14 protein-coding genes and 1 CRISPR repeat array are annotated in these 15,882 nt (G+C 66.0%); of the genes, 12 read left to right on the top strand and 2 right to left on the bottom strand.

What is annotated here, in order from left to right:
• The first annotated feature begins 16 nt into the window (after window positions 1-16).
• The 10 genes from AKI01S_RS26245 (at window position 17) to AKI01S_RS26210 (ending at window position 9,386) form a co-directional block, all read left to right on the top strand.
• A complete protein-coding gene (locus AKI01S_RS26245; protein ID WP_067823533.1) occupies window positions 17-1,888 on the top strand; it encodes a hypothetical protein in 1,872 nt (623 codons plus the stop codon).
• 10 nt (window positions 1,889-1,898) lie between these two features.
• Complete coding sequence (locus tag AKI01S_RS26240) at window positions 1,899-2,621, top strand: hypothetical protein (protein WP_157420160.1); 723 nt, start codon at window positions 1,899-1,901, stop codon at window positions 2,619-2,621.
• A gap of 72 nt (window positions 2,622-2,693) precedes the next feature.
• A CRISPR array of direct repeats spans window positions 2,694-3,027; the repeat unit is 29 nt; unit sequence CGTCGGCCCCGCGCACGCGGGGATGGTCC.
• Window positions 3,028-3,216: 189 nt separating this feature from the next.
• Window positions 3,217-3,525, top strand: coding sequence for a hypothetical protein (locus tag AKI01S_RS26235; RefSeq protein WP_067823527.1), 309 nt, complete (start codon window positions 3,217-3,219; stop codon window positions 3,523-3,525).
• An 807-nt stretch (window positions 3,526-4,332) separates the two neighbouring features.
• Window positions 4,333-4,659 (top strand): hypothetical protein, encoded by a 327-nt coding sequence (locus tag AKI01S_RS26230; RefSeq protein ID WP_157420159.1) that lies wholly within the window; start codon window positions 4,333-4,335, stop codon window positions 4,657-4,659.
• Between the two features lie 41 nt (window positions 4,660-4,700).
• Complete coding sequence (locus tag AKI01S_RS50865; protein ID WP_169814018.1) at window positions 4,701-5,591, top strand: hypothetical protein; 891 nt, start codon at window positions 4,701-4,703, stop codon at window positions 5,589-5,591.
• Window positions 5,592-5,612: 21 nt separating this feature from the next.
• Window positions 5,613-6,275 carry a hypothetical protein gene (locus AKI01S_RS50860; protein WP_157420157.1) on the top strand — a complete coding sequence of 221 codons (663 nt, stop codon included), beginning with the start codon at window positions 5,613-5,615 and terminating at the stop codon, window positions 6,273-6,275.
• Between the two features lie 425 nt (window positions 6,276-6,700).
• Window positions 6,701-7,210 carry a phosphotransferase family protein gene (locus AKI01S_RS26225; RefSeq protein WP_067823521.1) on the top strand — a complete coding sequence of 170 codons (510 nt, stop codon included), beginning with the start codon at window positions 6,701-6,703 and terminating at the stop codon, window positions 7,208-7,210.
• Window positions 7,211-7,242: 32 nt separating this feature from the next.
• On the top strand, window positions 7,243-7,419 hold the full coding sequence (locus AKI01S_RS26220) for a hypothetical protein (protein ID WP_157420156.1): 177 nt from the start codon (window positions 7,243-7,245) through the stop codon (window positions 7,417-7,419).
• Between the two features lie 119 nt (window positions 7,420-7,538).
• The gene (locus tag AKI01S_RS26215; protein WP_067823516.1) at window positions 7,539-7,922 is read left to right on the top strand and encodes a fibronectin type III domain-containing protein; all 384 of its coding nucleotides are present in this window, start codon (window positions 7,539-7,541) and stop codon (window positions 7,920-7,922) included.
• Between the two features lie 210 nt (window positions 7,923-8,132).
• Window positions 8,133-9,386, top strand: a complete 1,254-nt coding sequence (locus AKI01S_RS26210; protein WP_067823572.1) for an HEXXH motif domain-containing protein — start codon at window positions 8,133-8,135, stop codon at window positions 9,384-9,386.
• 144 nt (window positions 9,387-9,530) lie between these two features.
• On the opposite strand, the gene fxsT is transcribed toward AKI01S_RS26210, so the two are convergent.
• Window positions 9,531-12,035 (bottom strand): FxSxx-COOH system tetratricopeptide repeat protein, encoded by a 2,505-nt coding sequence (fxsT, locus tag AKI01S_RS26205; RefSeq protein ID WP_067823513.1) that lies wholly within the window; start codon window positions 12,033-12,035, stop codon window positions 9,531-9,533.
• A gap of 82 nt (window positions 12,036-12,117) precedes the next feature.
• Here fxsT and AKI01S_RS26200 point away from each other — a divergent pair, with 82 nt between their 5' ends.
• Window positions 12,118-12,360 carry a hypothetical protein gene (locus AKI01S_RS26200; protein WP_157420155.1) on the top strand — a complete coding sequence of 81 codons (243 nt, stop codon included), beginning with the start codon at window positions 12,118-12,120 and terminating at the stop codon, window positions 12,358-12,360.
• A gap of 276 nt (window positions 12,361-12,636) precedes the next feature.
• Window positions 12,637-14,289 carry a tetratricopeptide repeat protein gene (locus AKI01S_RS26195; protein WP_369688742.1) on the top strand — a complete coding sequence of 551 codons (1,653 nt, stop codon included), beginning with the start codon at window positions 12,637-12,639 and terminating at the stop codon, window positions 14,287-14,289.
• 24 nt (window positions 14,290-14,313) lie between these two features.
• Here the strand turns inward: AKI01S_RS26195 and AKI01S_RS26190 are convergent, their stop codons facing one another.
• Window positions 14,314-15,741 carry a pentapeptide repeat-containing protein gene (locus tag AKI01S_RS26190; RefSeq protein WP_067823504.1) on the bottom strand — a complete coding sequence of 476 codons (1,428 nt, stop codon included), beginning with the start codon at window positions 15,739-15,741 and terminating at the stop codon, window positions 14,314-14,316.
• Window positions 15,742-15,882 lie beyond the last annotated feature (141 nt).

Raw genomic sequence — 15,882 nt, 5'->3', positions numbered from 1 at the left:
GAGGAAGGCAAATCCCATGACCTACGACATGGGCGTGAACGTCCACGACCGCGCCACCGCCTTCGTAGCCCAGACCCAGATCTTCCAGAACGGCGACGACTTCATCGAGATACGTCCCGTACCCGTCGGCGACTTCAGCTCCTGTGCGCAGGAGCGCTTCGTTCCTCCGTCCGGTGATTGGGAGAGAACTCTTGACCTCCTCAAGCAGGAGCGGCTCCTTGTGCTGGTCGGTGAACGCGGCAGCGGCCGGCGCACCGCCGCCCTGCGCCGGCTGCGTCAGGCATGCGGTATCGACCCCATCCACGAGCTCGAACCTGTCTGGTCGCGCCCCCGGGCGAAACTACTGCCCCCGGTGAGGCCCGGATACGGATACCTGCTCGACCTGAGCGACCCCACAGAGCAACGTCCAGTCGACCAGTTCGGCGGACAACTGCTCCAATGGGCGAAGGACCAGCAGATTTTCCTGGTCGTCATCACCACACAAGAGGTGTGGAACGGCCGCTGGACCCACGGCGCAAACGATGTCGCGGTGCGCATCGGGTCCCCTGACGCACTACGGCTCACCGAGCGCGAACTGAGCATAAACGGACACCCGGACCTCGTCCCCCTCCTTCAGGACCCCGCCTTCGCCCCCATCTGGAAGTCGAATCCGAGGGCGGAGGACGCCCGTCGACTCGCACGGATCATTACGGCAGCCTCTGCTGCCGACCCCGGCCGCATCGTCGCCGAGTACGAGGACTGGCGGAACTGGATCAACGACCAACTACCCGCCACTCTTGGCCCCCGCGCCCTGCTCTGGGCGAGCGCCTTCTGTGACGGTGGCCAGCGCAAGTCCGTCATGCGAATGTCGGAAGACCTGCGCCGGAAGCTGGGGGAGCGCCGCACCCCCGCGGACATTCTGGGCGACTCCCCCGCCTCCAAACGGTTGAAAGAAGCGAAGATCGAGACCGAGGGCGATCGCGTCCGGCTTGCCCCCGAACAGCACGGGCTGGCCGCCGCCGTCCGCCGACACCTGTGGGACGAGTATGAGGATCAGACCAACATCCTCAAGGACTGGGTCGTGAACCAGGCCGCCACTCTCGAGTACGAGGACGCCGCCCGCGTACTCGACGCCGTGCTCGACCTGGTGATCCAGTACCGCGACGACGAACTGCTACGGAGCATCCGCACAACGCTGACCGGAGAGCGCCGCCCGCTCGCGGTGCGGGCACTGTCCCGTGCCGCACTCGATCCGCAGTTCGGCGCGCACGTGCGCGGACGCCTGTACACCTGGCTGGCATCCCCCTCGCAGGAGACGATCGACCTGGTGGCTGAGGTGTGCGGCGACCGTTTCGGAATCGAGAAACCGGACATGGCGCTGGTAAGGCTCCGCCGAGCCGCACAGAAGTCCCGCCCTGGAAGCTCGGCGCTCGCGAACGCCTTCACCAACCTCGCGAGCCACCACCCGCTTCAGGTCCTGGAGGCGATCCGGCTCTGGTCCACCGGAACGACATGGGCGCGCGCCGGGAACAATGCCTTCCTCGCGCTGGCCTCCCAGGATCAGGGGGCGGAGATCCTTTATGGCCGAACGGGGGAGCACGTAGGCAACCCGAAGTTCAGAAAAGATTTGACCAGATACTTCGACACCGCGCTCGGCGATCCCACAACCAGCCAAACCGCGATAGAAATCATGAACGTCTGGGCGGCCCTGGTTGAACAGGGACGTCTGGACGAGGAGGCCACCGTCGACGTGTTCGCCGGAGCTTATGCTCCCAGGGTCCAAGATCCGGTGATCCAGCGCTTCCTGCTGGCCAGCGCCCACCCGGGTCTCGACACCTTCTGGGGCCGCGTGCTGACCAGAGCGCTCAAGCTGACTCCGGAAGCGGAAACGGATGCTCGGACGGGCTGACGGCTGGGGGATGAGGCAAACGCGCACAGCCCGGTTTGCCGCACTCCTGCCTACCAACCTACCCGGCGTCCGTTTTACCGCTAGCGGCCGCATCTGGTTCCGGCGCGTCACCGACGGGCCGGGCAGAGACGCCCCCACCGCGGTCGCCCGCGCGGCGGCGTTGGCCGCCGTCCATGACCTGGCCAGCGGTATCTCAGGCCAACGCGCGCCGGCGGCTGTCTTCGACGCTGAACAACAGATTGCGTTGAGACTGGGGGGTTGGCAGGCATCGGAGGAGCACCACGTCAAGTTCAAGGGAAAACTCCGCCTCTCCCTGGCACCTGCGGACATGGTCAAGGCGGAACGCTTCGACGAAGCACGCCGCCTCGCCCGCCTGGAGGAGGCTGTGACCCATGACCGGCTCGGATTCCTCCGCGACGTCACCCTTGCCGATCCCCGGTCGGCTCAGCTGTGGTGGCTGCAGCGCAATCTGGAGGGGGAGCAGCCAGAGACGTCGTGGCAAGTGTTCGACGAGATGGTTCGTCCTTTGATTGTGAACGCCGCTTCTCAGGACGATGCCGTGACCAGATTCGCCAACCTTGTTGTCTCCCTCGTGGATCGTGTCCACGAGGACTCCGACCGGTTGGAGATCCTGGCGGGCCTCTCCAAGGCGCTTCTCGAAACCATGGGGTGGCAGGACCTGGCTGATGAGGCGGCGGCGCTGTTCGCAGTCCCTCCGCCCGTCCCCGAATGACTCGACACTGAGTCTCGTGAAACAACTGAATGAAAACGTAGACCCACGTCGGCGTCACTACAGGTCAACAAGCGTCGGCCCCGCGCACGCGGGGATGGTCCCTTGGGCGGCGACGCCCGCCCACGCCAGCGCTCGTCGGCCCCGCGCACGCGGGGATGGTCCCGGCCAGACGGGGCAGCCGCTCCACCAGGTCCCGTCGGCCCCGCGCACGCGGGGATGGTCCTGTACCGGGGCAGTTTTCACCGGCTGTGCCGGGGTCGGCCCCGCGCAGGCGGGGATGGTCCGTACGGCCCGCCCGTCACGGTGCGGTGCCTGCTGTCGGTCCCGCGCACGCGGGGATGCTCCGTACGACACGGTATTGATCGCCATCGTGGACGTGTCGGCCCCGCGCACGCGGGGATGCTCCCTGCTTTTCAGTCGGTTCGTTCGGTGCGGCGTAGTCGGCCCCGCGCACGTTGGGGATGCTCCGAACGCCCCCAGCATCCCGCCGTCCTTCAGCCAGTGCCAAAAGCACATGTAATCGCTATCACCTGCCAGCCGCCCGACCGTCCCCGGTCGGGCGGCTGGCCCATACCCCGACCGATACGGAGTCACCATGACCCCTCAACTCCTGGACAGTCACACCGAAATCGCCACCACCGGCCACGGCATGTTCGGCTTCTACGACGAAGAAGGGACCCACCCCGAACCCTCGCCCCGGCACGACGACCAGTGGCACACCGCCTCTAGATCGGTGCTGCGGTTCGGGCCGGGCGGGCAACTCGGGCTTGCGGCCTGCGTCCAGCAGCAACCGCACGGCGCGGTATCGCAGCTCGGGCAGCGGTATCCGCCCGTCCCTGACGAGCTGCGCAAGGACGCCCAGGGCGTCTCGCGTCTGGACGCCGGACCGAAGACGGACCCCTGACAGCAGACCCCAGACGTCAAGCTCCCCCAGAAAGTCACCGGCGGCCCCTTCCGGGTCGGCCGACGAGCCCACCCACTGTTCGAGCGGCTTGTCCGGAAGCGGAACATCCATGGAGCCTCCCCAACGCGTAGTCAGCAGAATGCGAGAGGCGGGACCGGCCTGACCTACCCGCACCAGCCACTGTTCCGTGTCCTGGGCGCCTGTTCCTGGGGAGACGGTTCCAGAACGAGTTGTGGAGAAGTCACAGGTGGGCGGTGGCGCACGCCGGCTCCGGCGTCCCGTCGCCCGCATCGCCTGTGTCCAAATGCGGCAGCATCTGGCTGACGTCGTAACGGGACTGCGGCCGTGGGCGGTGAGCGGTCGGTCCTGACAGCGCGGTTCGGTGTTGCGGGACTCAGGCGGAGTCGGGGCCGCCGATCCAGTGCCAGGACAGGGAACTGCTTACCCAGCCGCCTGACCTCCATCGTCCAGGCGATCCTCGCCCTGCACCATCACGCCAACTGAGGTTGGAAAGACCTCAGTTTGCCCGTTCCCGCCAGATCACGCCGGTCAGATAGTTCGGGGTCGAACGCGACAACGGCAGCGAAGCACGATAGAACAGCATGTGAAACCGCTGGTGGGGGGGAGATCAGAGACCATCTCTCCTGCCAGGGATTTCTTCACGTCCACGGCCAGCCACACCGTCCGCGATCATGCTGTGACTAGCAACCCCGAAGAGGCTGTTGGAAAGGCTCCCTGCTGCACGCCCCATGCTGCTGAGAAGACTTCACTACTTCCCTTCAGGAAGTCGCTAAGGATCTTGGTGCTATGCAATCATTCCGTATGACCAATCGGATGCTGGTCTGTACGGGTGTGGGTGTCATGGCGCTGGCTGCCATCGGCCTGGGAATCTACTTCCTCACGATGGATCTTGACAAGGCGGACAAGGTCGCCAGTGTCGTCGGAGCACTGGTGGCGACTGCAGGATTGGCTTGTACGATCATCGGCCTAGTCCCCTCCAGGGACCTGGCTCGGCAAGACGGGGACGGTGAAGGCGACGGCAAGTTCCGTACCGTGAACATGCATTCCAGGGTTTCGGGCCAAGGAAGATCTTACCAGTCCGCCGGTGATCAGCGCATAAACGAACGAGATTGATGTTTAAGAGGGCAGCTAAAGGCGACGTCAATCTGACCGCTATGGCGGACGGGCATGCCCGTTCCTACGTAGCCTATGGCAAGCAGTATGTGATCCATCATCATCACCAGGGCGGCCTTGCCGACGGGCCTATGAACCCCGCAGCGTTGAGGAGGTGGGCTGAGCGCCTGCTGACCGAGTATCGAAAAATGGTGGCGGAAAATGCGCTTCCCTGCAGTCGCAGAACGCGAACGAAGTACGAGAGAAACCTGGCTGATCTCGTCGAAGGGCTCACTGAGCCAACCCTGGAAACTTCTGCTCTCGCGCATCTGAGGAGATTGATATCTGCTGGAGCCGCCCAGTATATCTATCGCGCGTCAAGCCTTCCTGACGAGGCGCTCCCAAGCGCCGTGTTCATGGATTTTGCGGTCTATATGCTCTGGCCGGTCGTTGCAGAGAGACGCCTTCCCGAAGGGTGGCAGGAAGCGCTCGCCGAAATATCGTCCCCAGCCACGGTTCACATGGTTGAGCAGACCCGTGAGGCGATGGAGAAGTACGGCCGACAAAAGGTGAGCGCGGAGATCTTCGCTCGATACATGGCGACCATGCCCTTCGCTCCGGGAATCCTCGGGCTCCTCGAGGATCTATGCGACCCCAAAGGTGCCGGTGCGTGCCTGTCAGCGATAGCGGTCGCTTGTGGCTACCCCGAACCACCGGCAAAGGTGAATTCCAAGAATCTTTTGAAATGGGCGCTCTGGGTCTCTGGAGGGCTGGTGGCGACCCGGGTAGACGATCTCGTTGGCCAGATATGGGAATGGCTGCGCGGGCATAAAAAAGGATATGGAGGTTCTTCCTTCGATCCAGATGATCCCTATATTTACTTGCATGGTTCGGGTGGCAGCGAAAGAGGCAACAGCGTTCTGGGTGAGTTTGCTGATGTTTTGTTCGACTGATCTGTACCTTGGAGGAAAACGATGGGGTGGCTGGGTGAGAATATAAGAGCTATCCTGGAAAGCTTGTTGATTGGATGGGCGGTCTGGGCTCTGGCTCAGGCTATCATTGTGCTGGCCACATGGTGCAGTCCATATTGGCTAATGGACCTCCTTGAAAGCCGAAGATGGCTGAGGGGGCGGGCCCCTGCCGGTATCGTTTTCTACTCGCGAGACGGCAGCGCGTCGATGCTCGTATACGACCCTGAATCGAACGAAGAGAAGCAGTTTGACTTCGGCAAGATTGCGATAGGTTGCTTCCTTCGCTGGAGAGGCAAGCCTAAGAAGTCTCTGGCTGCCGTTCGACGTCGGATCGCCATAGATCTGTGCATACGGGTTTCCGTGCTAGTGGCTCTTGTCACCCTAGTGCTGATTCCGAGCTTCTGGTTGGCCAGTCGCCAATCTCTAGTCTGGCTCTTCGTTCCCGGATTCCTGCTGGTTCATCAACTTTTTGTAATGAGAACCAGGCGACTCTTCTTCATTCGCCCAGGTTGTTTCTTCATGGCATTTTATGTCGTCCGTCAGGAGAGTGTTTTTGGCTTCTCCCCTTCTGAAGTCGGAGCCTTTTGTGGGATGGTAGCTATTTTTACAATCATTGGACTCCTCTTGACGTCGCCGTCGCCGAACAAAGTTGTCGTCACTGAATGATTGAGTCGCTAAGGTATTCCGAAAAATGGTTTATCGAGCGATCGGGAGAAAAGGTGAAGTATCGCCGATACGGGCGCCGCGAAGGGGTGGTTAAGGTGGACGGTGTCACCTTTCCTCAATCCTTTCATGTGTCTGTTAGGGGGTCCTATCGGGCTATGTCTGACGTCTGATGACCATTCAGTTCTCGGCGGTATTTTGGTCGCACATCGATGTATCCTTGGGGCGCCTAGCCATTCCCATGTGCTGACACAATTCCGCCAGATTGTGTCGATGCTGCACTGGTTCCGTGACCCTACCCGCATGCCCCGGCTGGTTCGTGATGCACACGTCTGGCAGGCTACCGCCTACCGATACCTGCACAAAGGAATCAATGTGCTGGCTCGGTGTGGGCCTGCTTTGCCGCAGGCCCCTATCGCAGCGCCGAAGTGGAGATCCATCTGCCGGTCACCGACCGGCAGATCCAAGCGATGTGCCACCGCGCGTTCGGCGTGAACGCCCAGGTGCGCCAGGCCGTCGAATTCGGCAGGGGCCTCTACAACACCGTCCTGCGGGTCCAGATGGACGGCCAGGAACCGTTCGTGCTGCGCATCGCGCCGCACCCCAGCGCCCAAGCCCGCAGCGAGCGCGAGCTGCTGCGCAACGAGTACGCCACCGCCCCGTTTCTGGCCGGACTGGCGATCCCCACCCCCAGACTGCTGTTCGCCGACTTCACCGGCGAGGTGATCGACCGGGACTGGATGATGCAGACCCTGCTGCCCGGCGTCTCGGCATCCGACGCTCTGCGCGACTTCCCCCAGCAAAGTTGGCCCCACTTCTACGCCCAGCTGGGCGGGATCACCCGCACCGTCCGCCAGATCCCCGGCAACCGCGATCGGTTCAGTCCGTCGTCGGCCCCTGGCACCCGACCTGAAGCGCGGCGATCCTCGACGGGCTGACCGTCATCGCCACCGACATGCAGGCGGCGGGCTTGGACGCGGGCGACCTGCGGCAGGTGATCGCCGCCGTCCGGCAGCGGCGTGCGACGCTGAACACCGTCACCGCGCCGTCCCTGAGCCTGGGGAATTTGTGGGTGCTCCACGCGCTGATCGACCCTGGAGCCAAGGTCCCGGTTATCACCGGGATCATCGCCTTTGACCGCGGCTGATGGGGCGACCCGGCGTTCGGCTGGACGCTCTACCCGACCACCAGCCGCGCTGGAACCGCTGTTGATGCGTTTAGGACCGCCTATGGCTCCAGCCCCGAGGCGCACGATGACGACGCGCGGTGACGGTCGCTGATCTACGCTGCTTGGATCTAGGCGCAATTCGGTTGGAGCGGCAGCGGTCTGGGATCACCGGCTCCGACGTCCAGGTGCTGAACTCCAACGGCCAGACGGGCGACACGCTCACCGCGACCGCCCCCGAACTGGTAGTCACCGGCCTGACCAACGGATCGGGCTACCGGTTGCGGGTACGGGCCCGCAACGTGCAGGGGCCGGGGGAGTGGACGACCGGAGGTGACATCACTCCGCAGACGGTTCCGGGTGAGGCCGCCTTGGCGCATATCGTCGGCGACGGACCGACGGTTGTGCCAAAGCGCTGCAAGCCAGAGAACGAGGCGTTGGCCATCTTGGCCAGAACGTGGGCGCATCTGATGTGGGTCGTTTGACTCAAAGGCGAGACCGCTTGTGGCGAGGCTTGTTTCGCTGTCACACAATCGGCGCAAATAACGGGAAACGCCGCGTCGGTGGGGGAGTCGGGCGGCTGGGACATCGAAGGGACGTAGATGCGTGCCGGAGCCGCAGGGAACGGACCCGGGCATCCTCGAGGCCCTCACTCGCAGCATGGCAGGAGCCGCCCCCTGGTGGTGCCGGGCCGGATGTTTGACGACCTGGCCGCTGGCGGCGGCGGAGCGCCAGCCGGTCGGTTTCTTACCTCGGTCGCGCGCGGGCGACACATGATGCTCTTGCGCGCCGTGGCCGAGGAGCCCTCATCTGAAGCGGTGCGGACGGCGTTCATGCAGTTGGCGCGTATCCACTCCGCCGCTCCCGGGCCGGTGGATCAGGTAGTGCGCCATCCCGCGGTCGGCGCGTGGGCGCTGTCGGTGGTGCTGTCGCAAGGAGCACGACCAGAAGCAATGGCAGCGGTAGCTGCGGCGGCGGCTGTCCGGGCGGGCTTGCCCTTGGAAACCGCGATTCCCGTCAAGGGCGGAATGGCGGTGCTGCCCTCGCTCGGACGTGCGCTGCTTGGTGGGCCTGCGGACGAGGGCATGTGCACGGTTCGGGTCGCCTCGTCGGGCACGACGCTGACGTTTGAGGGAACGACGGTGACGGTGCCGCCAGATCCCAGCGCCGACACCGGCCGGTGGCAGGGGTTGCGCACCGTGTCTGCAGGCCAGGGCCGGGCCCGGTTCTGTCTGGCCATCGACGACCTTGACCCATACCGGTTCCCCTCCAGCGCGGCGCTGGCGTCGCGGCTGGGTGAGGTTGACCGGGCACGGTGGCAGGCGATGCTGCCACAGGCGTGGGCATTGTTGTGGCGCTGCCATCGAGCCGTCGCCCAGGAACTGCAGACGATGGTGTCGGTGCTGACGCCGTTGACTCCTTTGGGTGGGTGGCCTACCAGCGGGACGTCACGGACCACGTTCGGTTGTGTGGCCTTGGCTCCGCCTGCTGACGCCACAGCGTTGGCCTTGGCGCTTGCACATGAGGTGCAGCACATCAAGCTGACCGGGCTGCTGTATCTGGTCGATCTGGTCGAGCCGGATTCTGGCGATCGGTTCTATGCTCCCTGGCGGCATGATCTCCGCCCAGCAGCTGGGTTGCTCCACGGGGTGTACGCGCACCTGGGCGTCACCGGTTTCTGGCATCGCCAACGCATGGTCGACCAGGACGACGTCTCGCACGCGCAGTTCGTCAGGTGGCGGCAGGCCACGGCGCAGGCCGCACAGTCGCTGTTGGAAGGCTCGGTGTTGACACCCCTGGGGTACCGGTTCGTGGAGGGCGTGTTGGGGGCGGTAGGTCAGTTCGGGGGCGAGCCGGTGCCGGCGCGGGCGAACGAGATGGCCTACCGAGCCGCCGAGCGCCACCGTCGCTGCTACGGGCTTCACACCGGTGAGGCCCCGTTCAGGTGACGCCCGGCGCGGGCAATCTGCGGTGCAGGTGGGCACGCGGTGCAGGTGGGCGCGATGCCGGTGGACGCGGTGGCATCCCTCCGGAAGCTGCACATGGGCGCAAGGTCGCGTTCAGGGCCGCGTTCAAGGGTGCGTTGTGAAGCATCAGATGGGCGGCGGGTCGAAGTCGAAGTCCAGGCGATCGCCCGCTGCGACGGTCAGTACCACGGGGTGGCTGGGGCCCAAGCGTCGCCGCAGGAGCGTCAAGGCGGTCTCGCGCTTGTCGACTGCCTCTGTCTGACGTCCCACGGCCGCCAGGTCCCGTCCCAGGTTGGCCATGCAGCCCAACGTCATGGGGTGCTCGGCGCCGAGGAGGTTTTTCAGCTGTTCCAGGGTGCGTTCGCCAAGTTCCACTGCGGTGGCGCACTCGCCGAGTGCGGCCCAGTCGCTGGCCAGGCCGACGGCGCACACCAGGGTTTGGTGGTGTTGGTCGCCCAGCAGCGCCGTCAGCCGTTCCACCACGAACTGGTGGATCTGGCGGGCTTGGTCGATCTGGCCCACGTGTCGCAGCAGCAGCGCCAGGTTGCCGCGGCAGCCGTGGGTGTAGGGGTGGTCGGAGCCGTAGACGCCCGCGTAGGCGAGGATGACCAGTTCGGCGGGCTCGACCGCCTCCTCCAGGCGGCCCGCCTCGCGATAGACGTTGACCAGCGCCATGTCGGCGGCCAGCTTGTCGGGGTGCTGGTCGCCCAGCAGCCGCCGGTAGCGCTGGACCAGTTCTTCGGTGCGCAGTACCACCTCGGGGGAGCCGCCCTGGGCCTTGCGTAGGGCGATGACCAGGTCGTTGGCGGCTTTCAAGGTGGTGGGGTGGTCGGCGCCCATGGTGGTCACGCCGACGGCGTAGATGTCTTCGCCCAGTTCACAGGCTTCGGCGTAGTCGCCGCGCAGCCTGATCACGCGGATCAGGTTGTTCATGACGATTTGGGCCGTGGGATGGTTGGGGGAGCCGTACAGATCGCGCATCGCTGCGTAGACGTGGGTGAGCAGGTCCTCGGCGGCTTGGTACCGGCTGGTCAGCGTCAGGTCGAGCGCGAAGCTGTTTTGGGCTTTGAGGGTGCGTTCGTCGGAGTCGCCGAACTTGGCCCGATGGCGCTCCACCAGCTGCTCGTCGACCTCGTAGGCGCGGGGGAACTCACCGATGGCGCGCAGGTCGGCGCTGAAGCTCTTGGTGAGAAGGAGAGTTTCGTGGTGGTCGGCACCCAGGTCCGTCACGGCCTGGTCCAGTGCCGCGGCGTCGACCTCATAGGCCTGGCGGTAGTGGCCTGACAGGCGCAGCGCCAGCCCTAGATGGCGTTTGGCGGCGCACAGGTCCTCGGCAGGGGTGGCCGGGTCGGCCGACCAGGTGTCCAGGCACTGCTGGGCCATGCTGCGGGCGGCAGGTGCGTTACCCGACATGTACAGGTAGCGGGTGACCGCGCGCATCAGCCTGCGGATCTGACGATCGCTCGATTCGACTGCTTGGGAGGGGCTGATGTGTGGCAGCAGGCGTGCGAAGGTGGGCCAGGAGGCTGAGTCGTCGGTGTTTTTGGCCAGCGCGGCCGCGGCCAGCAGATGCTGCACGCTGGAGCGGTAGCGGTGGGCGTCGGTGTCGTTGACGTCCTCGCGCAGCAAGGCTTGGACCAGGCGGTGCACTTGGAGGGTCTGCTCGGCGCGGTCGACTTGGACCAGGGCGTAGCGGTGCAGTGCGCCAACGGCGCGGCTGAAACGCAGCGGGTCGGCCAGGATCGATGACAGGGGGTCGTCCACCACCGGGCGACCGACGGCCAGCACGTCGCGGGGGATGGGGTCGGCGCCAAAGAACGCCAGCAGATGGATCAGTTCGACGGCGTCGGGGTGTTCTTGGCGCAGCCGCGTCAGCGACAGTGACCAGGTCGCCGTCAGAGGCACGTCATAGGCCATCGGGCGGCCTTCGGCCATCAGCTCGCCGGTCTTGGTCTTGAGCAGGGTCAGGTATTCCTGGACCGGCATTCCGGTCTCCGACTGCAGGGCGCCGGCCTGATCCAGGGCCAAAGGCAGGTCGCCCAACGCATCAGCGAGCGCGTCGGCCTCGTCGCCGATGATGCCGGGGACCCGAAGGTCCAGGAACATGCGGCTCTCCTGGCGGGAGAACACATCGACGGTCAGGGTGCGCACCACCCCGTTCCAGGAGAAGTTCCGCGAGGTGATGATCACGTCGCCGGGTCCGTCGGGGATGTACTCGGTCAACGATTCGGGGTCGTGGGCGTTGTCGAAGACCAGCAGCCACCGTTCGAACGGCTGTCCGGCGCGCAGGGCGTTGATGACGGCTTCAGCCGTCTCCTCAACGCCGGTCTCGTTGGACTCGGGCAGACCCAGGTGCGGCGCCAGCCGGGCGATGGCCCCGGGGACCAGGAGCTTTTGATCGGAGGGGATCCACCACACCACGTCGTAGTCGCTCTTGTGGCGGTGGGCGAATTCGATCGCGATCTGCGTCTTGCCGACGCCGCCCAGGCCATGCAGCGCGGTCGGCAGGACAGCGGTGGTGCCGCCGCCCTGCTGGCGGAGCCCGGCCAGCAGTTCCTCGCGTCCGGTGAAATCCTTGTTGCGAGGTGGGACCCGACCCCACACCTGGGGCCTGCGCCCTGGCTCGGTCATCTTCGCTCCATGAGGCGACAACGCGTGGTCACGGCCATCGTAGACGTGATTGCAGCTATCTCCATCCTGCAAGGCAGTGGTCATGTCTCAGCCGATGGGTGATGATTGCCTGAGGCGAGGAAAGGTTCCCTGTGTGATGTCGGATTCCCCACGCGACATAGAGGTCGAAATGACAGATTGCAGGGGCTGGTCGCTGTCGGAAATCGATGCACTCGACGTCATCTGCTTCACTCGATCCCTCGCACGCATCCTGACCGCCGAACGCGATCCCACTGACCCGCTGTATGGCGGTGACACTCCAGAGCCCGACCGGGAGCAGCTCTGAGGCCGGCTGCGAGGACAGCTCTGAACCGTCGCCGACCAGCGCTGACCAGCTGGGACTAGCCCGGACCAGCTCGGACCAGCTCGGAGAGGCCAAGGCTGTGACCCGACCCGCGACGCTGGCACTCCAAGGTGACCCCTTGGGGCATAGACCGGTTCCTGGCAGGAGGCTCGCACAACAGCGCCGTGCGGTTGCGGCGCGTAAGAGGGCGGGGGCAAGCGCGCGCGCTGCCTCGTCCTCTATCGTGGTGGTGGTGGCGTCCCTTTCGAGGTTCCGGCCATGAACGCCGGCGAAGCGACAACAATGGGCGCTTTCTGCCCTTTTCCTGGTTCGCGTCCTTATCGGCAGAGCGAGAGTTCGCTGTTGCGCGGGCGTGCCGAGGAGTCGGCGCAACTGGCCGACCGGTGGATGACGTCACCGATGACCCTTGTTTCCGGACCGTCCGGAATCGGAAAAACGTCGCTTTTGTGTGCTGGTGTGCTGCCTCGGGTCCGTGCCCTGGGCGCCCCCGTCCTGCCCGTCGGCCGGGTCAGCGGCGGCCCGATCTTTCCCGAACCGGCCACCACCGCCACCAACCCGTTCACCCGGACGCTGCTGCGCACCTGGACCCCCGGCTCCCAACCCCCACCCGCCGGCATGCGACAGTTCCTGCGCGATGCCACCGAACGCGCCACCACTCCACTGCTGGTGATGGTGGACCAAGCCGAAGACCTGTTCCGAGGCGACCGCGCCACCCACCGCCGAGAGCTGCTCACCGACCTGCTGTCGGCACCCGGAATCCACCTGCTGTTCTGCGTCCGCGACGACCGGCGCGCTGCCCTGGCCGACGAACTGAACACCCCCCCTGCCGCTGAAATCAGCATTGCGGCGCTGTCCCCACCCGCCGCGCTGCAGGCACTGCGCGACCCCTTGCGCGGTACCGGCCGCACCATTCCTCCGGCAGTAGCTGAGGACCTGGTCACCGATCTGCGCACCGTTCCGGCCAGCGACGGCCCCACCGGCGACACCCGCCTGCAGCGGCCCTTGACCCAGCTGGCCACCGTATTGCCCTGGCACCTTCAGCTCGTGGCCACCTACACCTGGCGGCACTGGCGCACCGGCGACCGCGCCCTGCGCCCGGCCGACGCCCCCCGACCCACCCAGGTCCTCAGCCACGCCCTCTGGGGCGTGATATCGCAGGTCGCGGCGTTGTTCGACCACGACCCGGCGGACCTGCTGCCCTGGCTGGCCGCCACCTTCTGCGCCCCGCCCGACCAGACCCCGCACACCACCCTCGACCAGGTCCCACCGGCACTGCTGGAGACCCTGGCCGACCAGTCGGTGCTGCGGGCCCACCGCGACGGCGACGATGCCACCTACACCTTGCACCACCCCCGCCTGACCGAACCTCTGCAAGACCTGGCCCGCCGGGCCGGTTCCCTCACCCCGCACCCCATCGACCCCGCCCAGCGACTGGACGCCGCCCTGCGCGCCTTGGCCGACGACGACACCTCCAGAGCCCGACGGCTGGCCCAGCAGGTCCTCACCGACAGCCCCGGCGACCCCCGCCTGCGCATCGACGCCTACACCGTTTTGGGGAACATCGCCGCCGCCACCAACCTTCCTGAAGCCCAGCACGCCTACCAGAGCGCCGTTGGCATGCTGGAGGCCCGGCGCGACCGGCACGCGGTCGGCACGATGCTGACAGCGATGGGACGCCTGGAGCTGCGCCGCGGCGACTCGGCCCAAGCTCTGGGCCTGCTGCGGGCCGCCTCCGCGCGCCTGCCCGGCGACCGGATGGTCAAAACAGAACTCGCGCGCGCCCTGGCCGCCGCAGGGGATCCCACCGCCGCCGCCGCGATCCTCGGCCCGGTCATGACGGCCGCCGATGACGACGACGCCAGGATCTTGCACGGCCACCTGCTAGCCGAACTAGGAAGACGCTCTCAATAGAGGCTCCGGCAAACACCCGCCTGATCAGCTGTCGCGACGACCGATCCGCCCTGTCGCCTCCTCGCGCCGCCATCCCGACGGCAGCCGAGTCCCCGCTGAGGCAACCGCACCCTCCAACGCCAGACCAGACCGCCGCACCCGCGTCAGATCCACCCCGTCCAACCGGGCGCCCTCCAACAACGCCCCCGACAGATTGACCTCATCGAGATCGGCGTCACTGAGATCAGCCTGCTGTAGCCGCGCCTGGCTCAACACCGCTCTTGGCGCATGCGCCCGCACCAGCACCGCCTCCCGCGCATCCACCCGCGTGAGCGTCGCATCATCCAGCCGCACATCAGTCAGCGCGCTTTTCTTGAGCACACATCCCGTCAGGTCGCCTCCGGTCAGCACCGCCCCGGTCAAGTCGGCCCCCGCCAGATCGGCCTCGGTCAAACGCACCCGGTCTGCCACCACACGGACCAGACACGCCCCGGTCAGCTGAGCCTCGGGCAACTGCGCTTCCGTCAGATCCACACCCCTCAGATCAGCCTCGCGCAACACCACCCGCCGTGCCGCCACACCACCCATGACAGCTCCGGCCGCGGCAGCTCCCGTCAGATCAGCCTCCTGCAACATCGCCCCGGACAAGTCGGCCCCGGCCAGATCCGCCCCCCGCAGATCGGCATCCGACAGATCCGCTCCGGCCAAATCCGCCCCAGCCAGCGCCGCCCCGGCCATCTCCACCCCCGCCAGCCGGGCCCCACGCAGCCGCAACCGCCCCCGGTCGTTGGCTGTCTGCCGCCGCGCCAACACCGCCACCGCCGCCTGCAGATCCTGAGGCACCTCCCCATCAAGACGCGCCAGCGAGGACCGGCAGACAAACGCCGCCAACACATCCACCACCGCGGGCTGGTCCCGCGGGGAATCACGGGTGATCCTCTCCAGCGAATAGATCGCCCCGAGCCGAACATCGACGGCATCACTACCGAGCTGATCGATGGCACGAGCGAACCGGTCAGCCACCTGCACCGCCTCGCTCTGCTCCAGCGTCCGCCGGTTCAACTCACTTTGCTGCCGCGCCAGCCCGAAGTTACGCACGGTGTAGACAAAACCAGCCGCTGCGGCGAACCCCACGATGAACTGGATGATCCTGCCGCGCGCTGCGTCCCGCGCCACCCGCAACTTCTCGGCGCGCTCGGCCGAAGGTATGTGCCGCACGTCATGGGCGGCGATCAGGTCAGCGGCTGGCCACAAGAACGCTGTCACCACGGCCACGGCAACGACGAGCGCACCAGTCCATCCAAGCCACAGGCAAGCGCGTCGCCACAACGAACCGCCCGATCCGCCGCCATCGCCCACATCCCACACGATAAGCCGGATCGATCCCGCGACAAGTGACGCATCGCTGCGGCACCCGATGAGCCTGTCCACCGGTTCGATGAGCCGGAACGGCACACCAGACACCGCGATCACTTCCAGGAGATCGCTGCAAGCGGGATGAGCGCGGCTCTTTCGCAGGGGGCATGACTGAACTGTGGGAAAGCCGTGTCCAGTCTCGTTGCATGGTGGGGTGCCATTGCCCGCACCCGCTGCCCCTGGCACCGGGAACTGTCC

Source organism: Actinomadura kijaniata NBRC 14229 (assembly GCF_001552175.1).
GTDB classification, from domain to species: Bacteria; Actinomycetota; Actinomycetes; order Streptosporangiales; family Streptosporangiaceae; genus Spirillospora; species Spirillospora kijaniata.
Note: the sequence above shows the minus strand (reverse complement) of the source record. Positions and strands in the feature narration are given on the sequence as shown.

Excerpts from the sequence above, each read along its gene's own strand:
- AKI01S_RS26245 (WP_067823533.1), top strand. The coding sequence starts at position 17 with ATGACCTACGACATGGGCGTGAACGTCCACGACCGCGCCACCGCCTTC.
- AKI01S_RS26240 (WP_157420160.1), top strand. The coding sequence starts at position 1,899 with ATGAGGCAAACGCGCACAGCCCGGTTTGCCGCACTCCTGCCTACCAAC.
- AKI01S_RS26230 (WP_157420159.1), top strand. The coding sequence starts at position 4,333 with ATGCAATCATTCCGTATGACCAATCGGATGCTGGTCTGTACGGGTGTG.
- AKI01S_RS26210 (WP_067823572.1), top strand. The coding sequence starts at position 8,133 with ATGTTTGACGACCTGGCCGCTGGCGGCGGCGGAGCGCCAGCCGGTCGG.
- AKI01S_RS50860 (WP_157420157.1), top strand. The coding sequence starts at position 5,613 with ATGGGGTGGCTGGGTGAGAATATAAGAGCTATCCTGGAAAGCTTGTTG.
- AKI01S_RS26195 (WP_369688742.1), top strand. The coding sequence starts at position 12,637 with ATGAACGCCGGCGAAGCGACAACAATGGGCGCTTTCTGCCCTTTTCCT.
- AKI01S_RS50865 (WP_169814018.1), top strand. The coding sequence starts at position 4,701 with ATGGCGGACGGGCATGCCCGTTCCTACGTAGCCTATGGCAAGCAGTAT.
- AKI01S_RS26200 (WP_157420155.1), top strand. The coding sequence starts at position 12,118 with ATGTCTCAGCCGATGGGTGATGATTGCCTGAGGCGAGGAAAGGTTCCC.
- fxsT (WP_067823513.1), bottom strand. The coding sequence starts at position 12,035 with ATGACCGAGCCAGGGCGCAGGCCCCAGGTGTGGGGTCGGGTCCCACCT.
- AKI01S_RS26235 (WP_067823527.1), top strand. The coding sequence starts at position 3,217 with ATGACCCCTCAACTCCTGGACAGTCACACCGAAATCGCCACCACCGGC.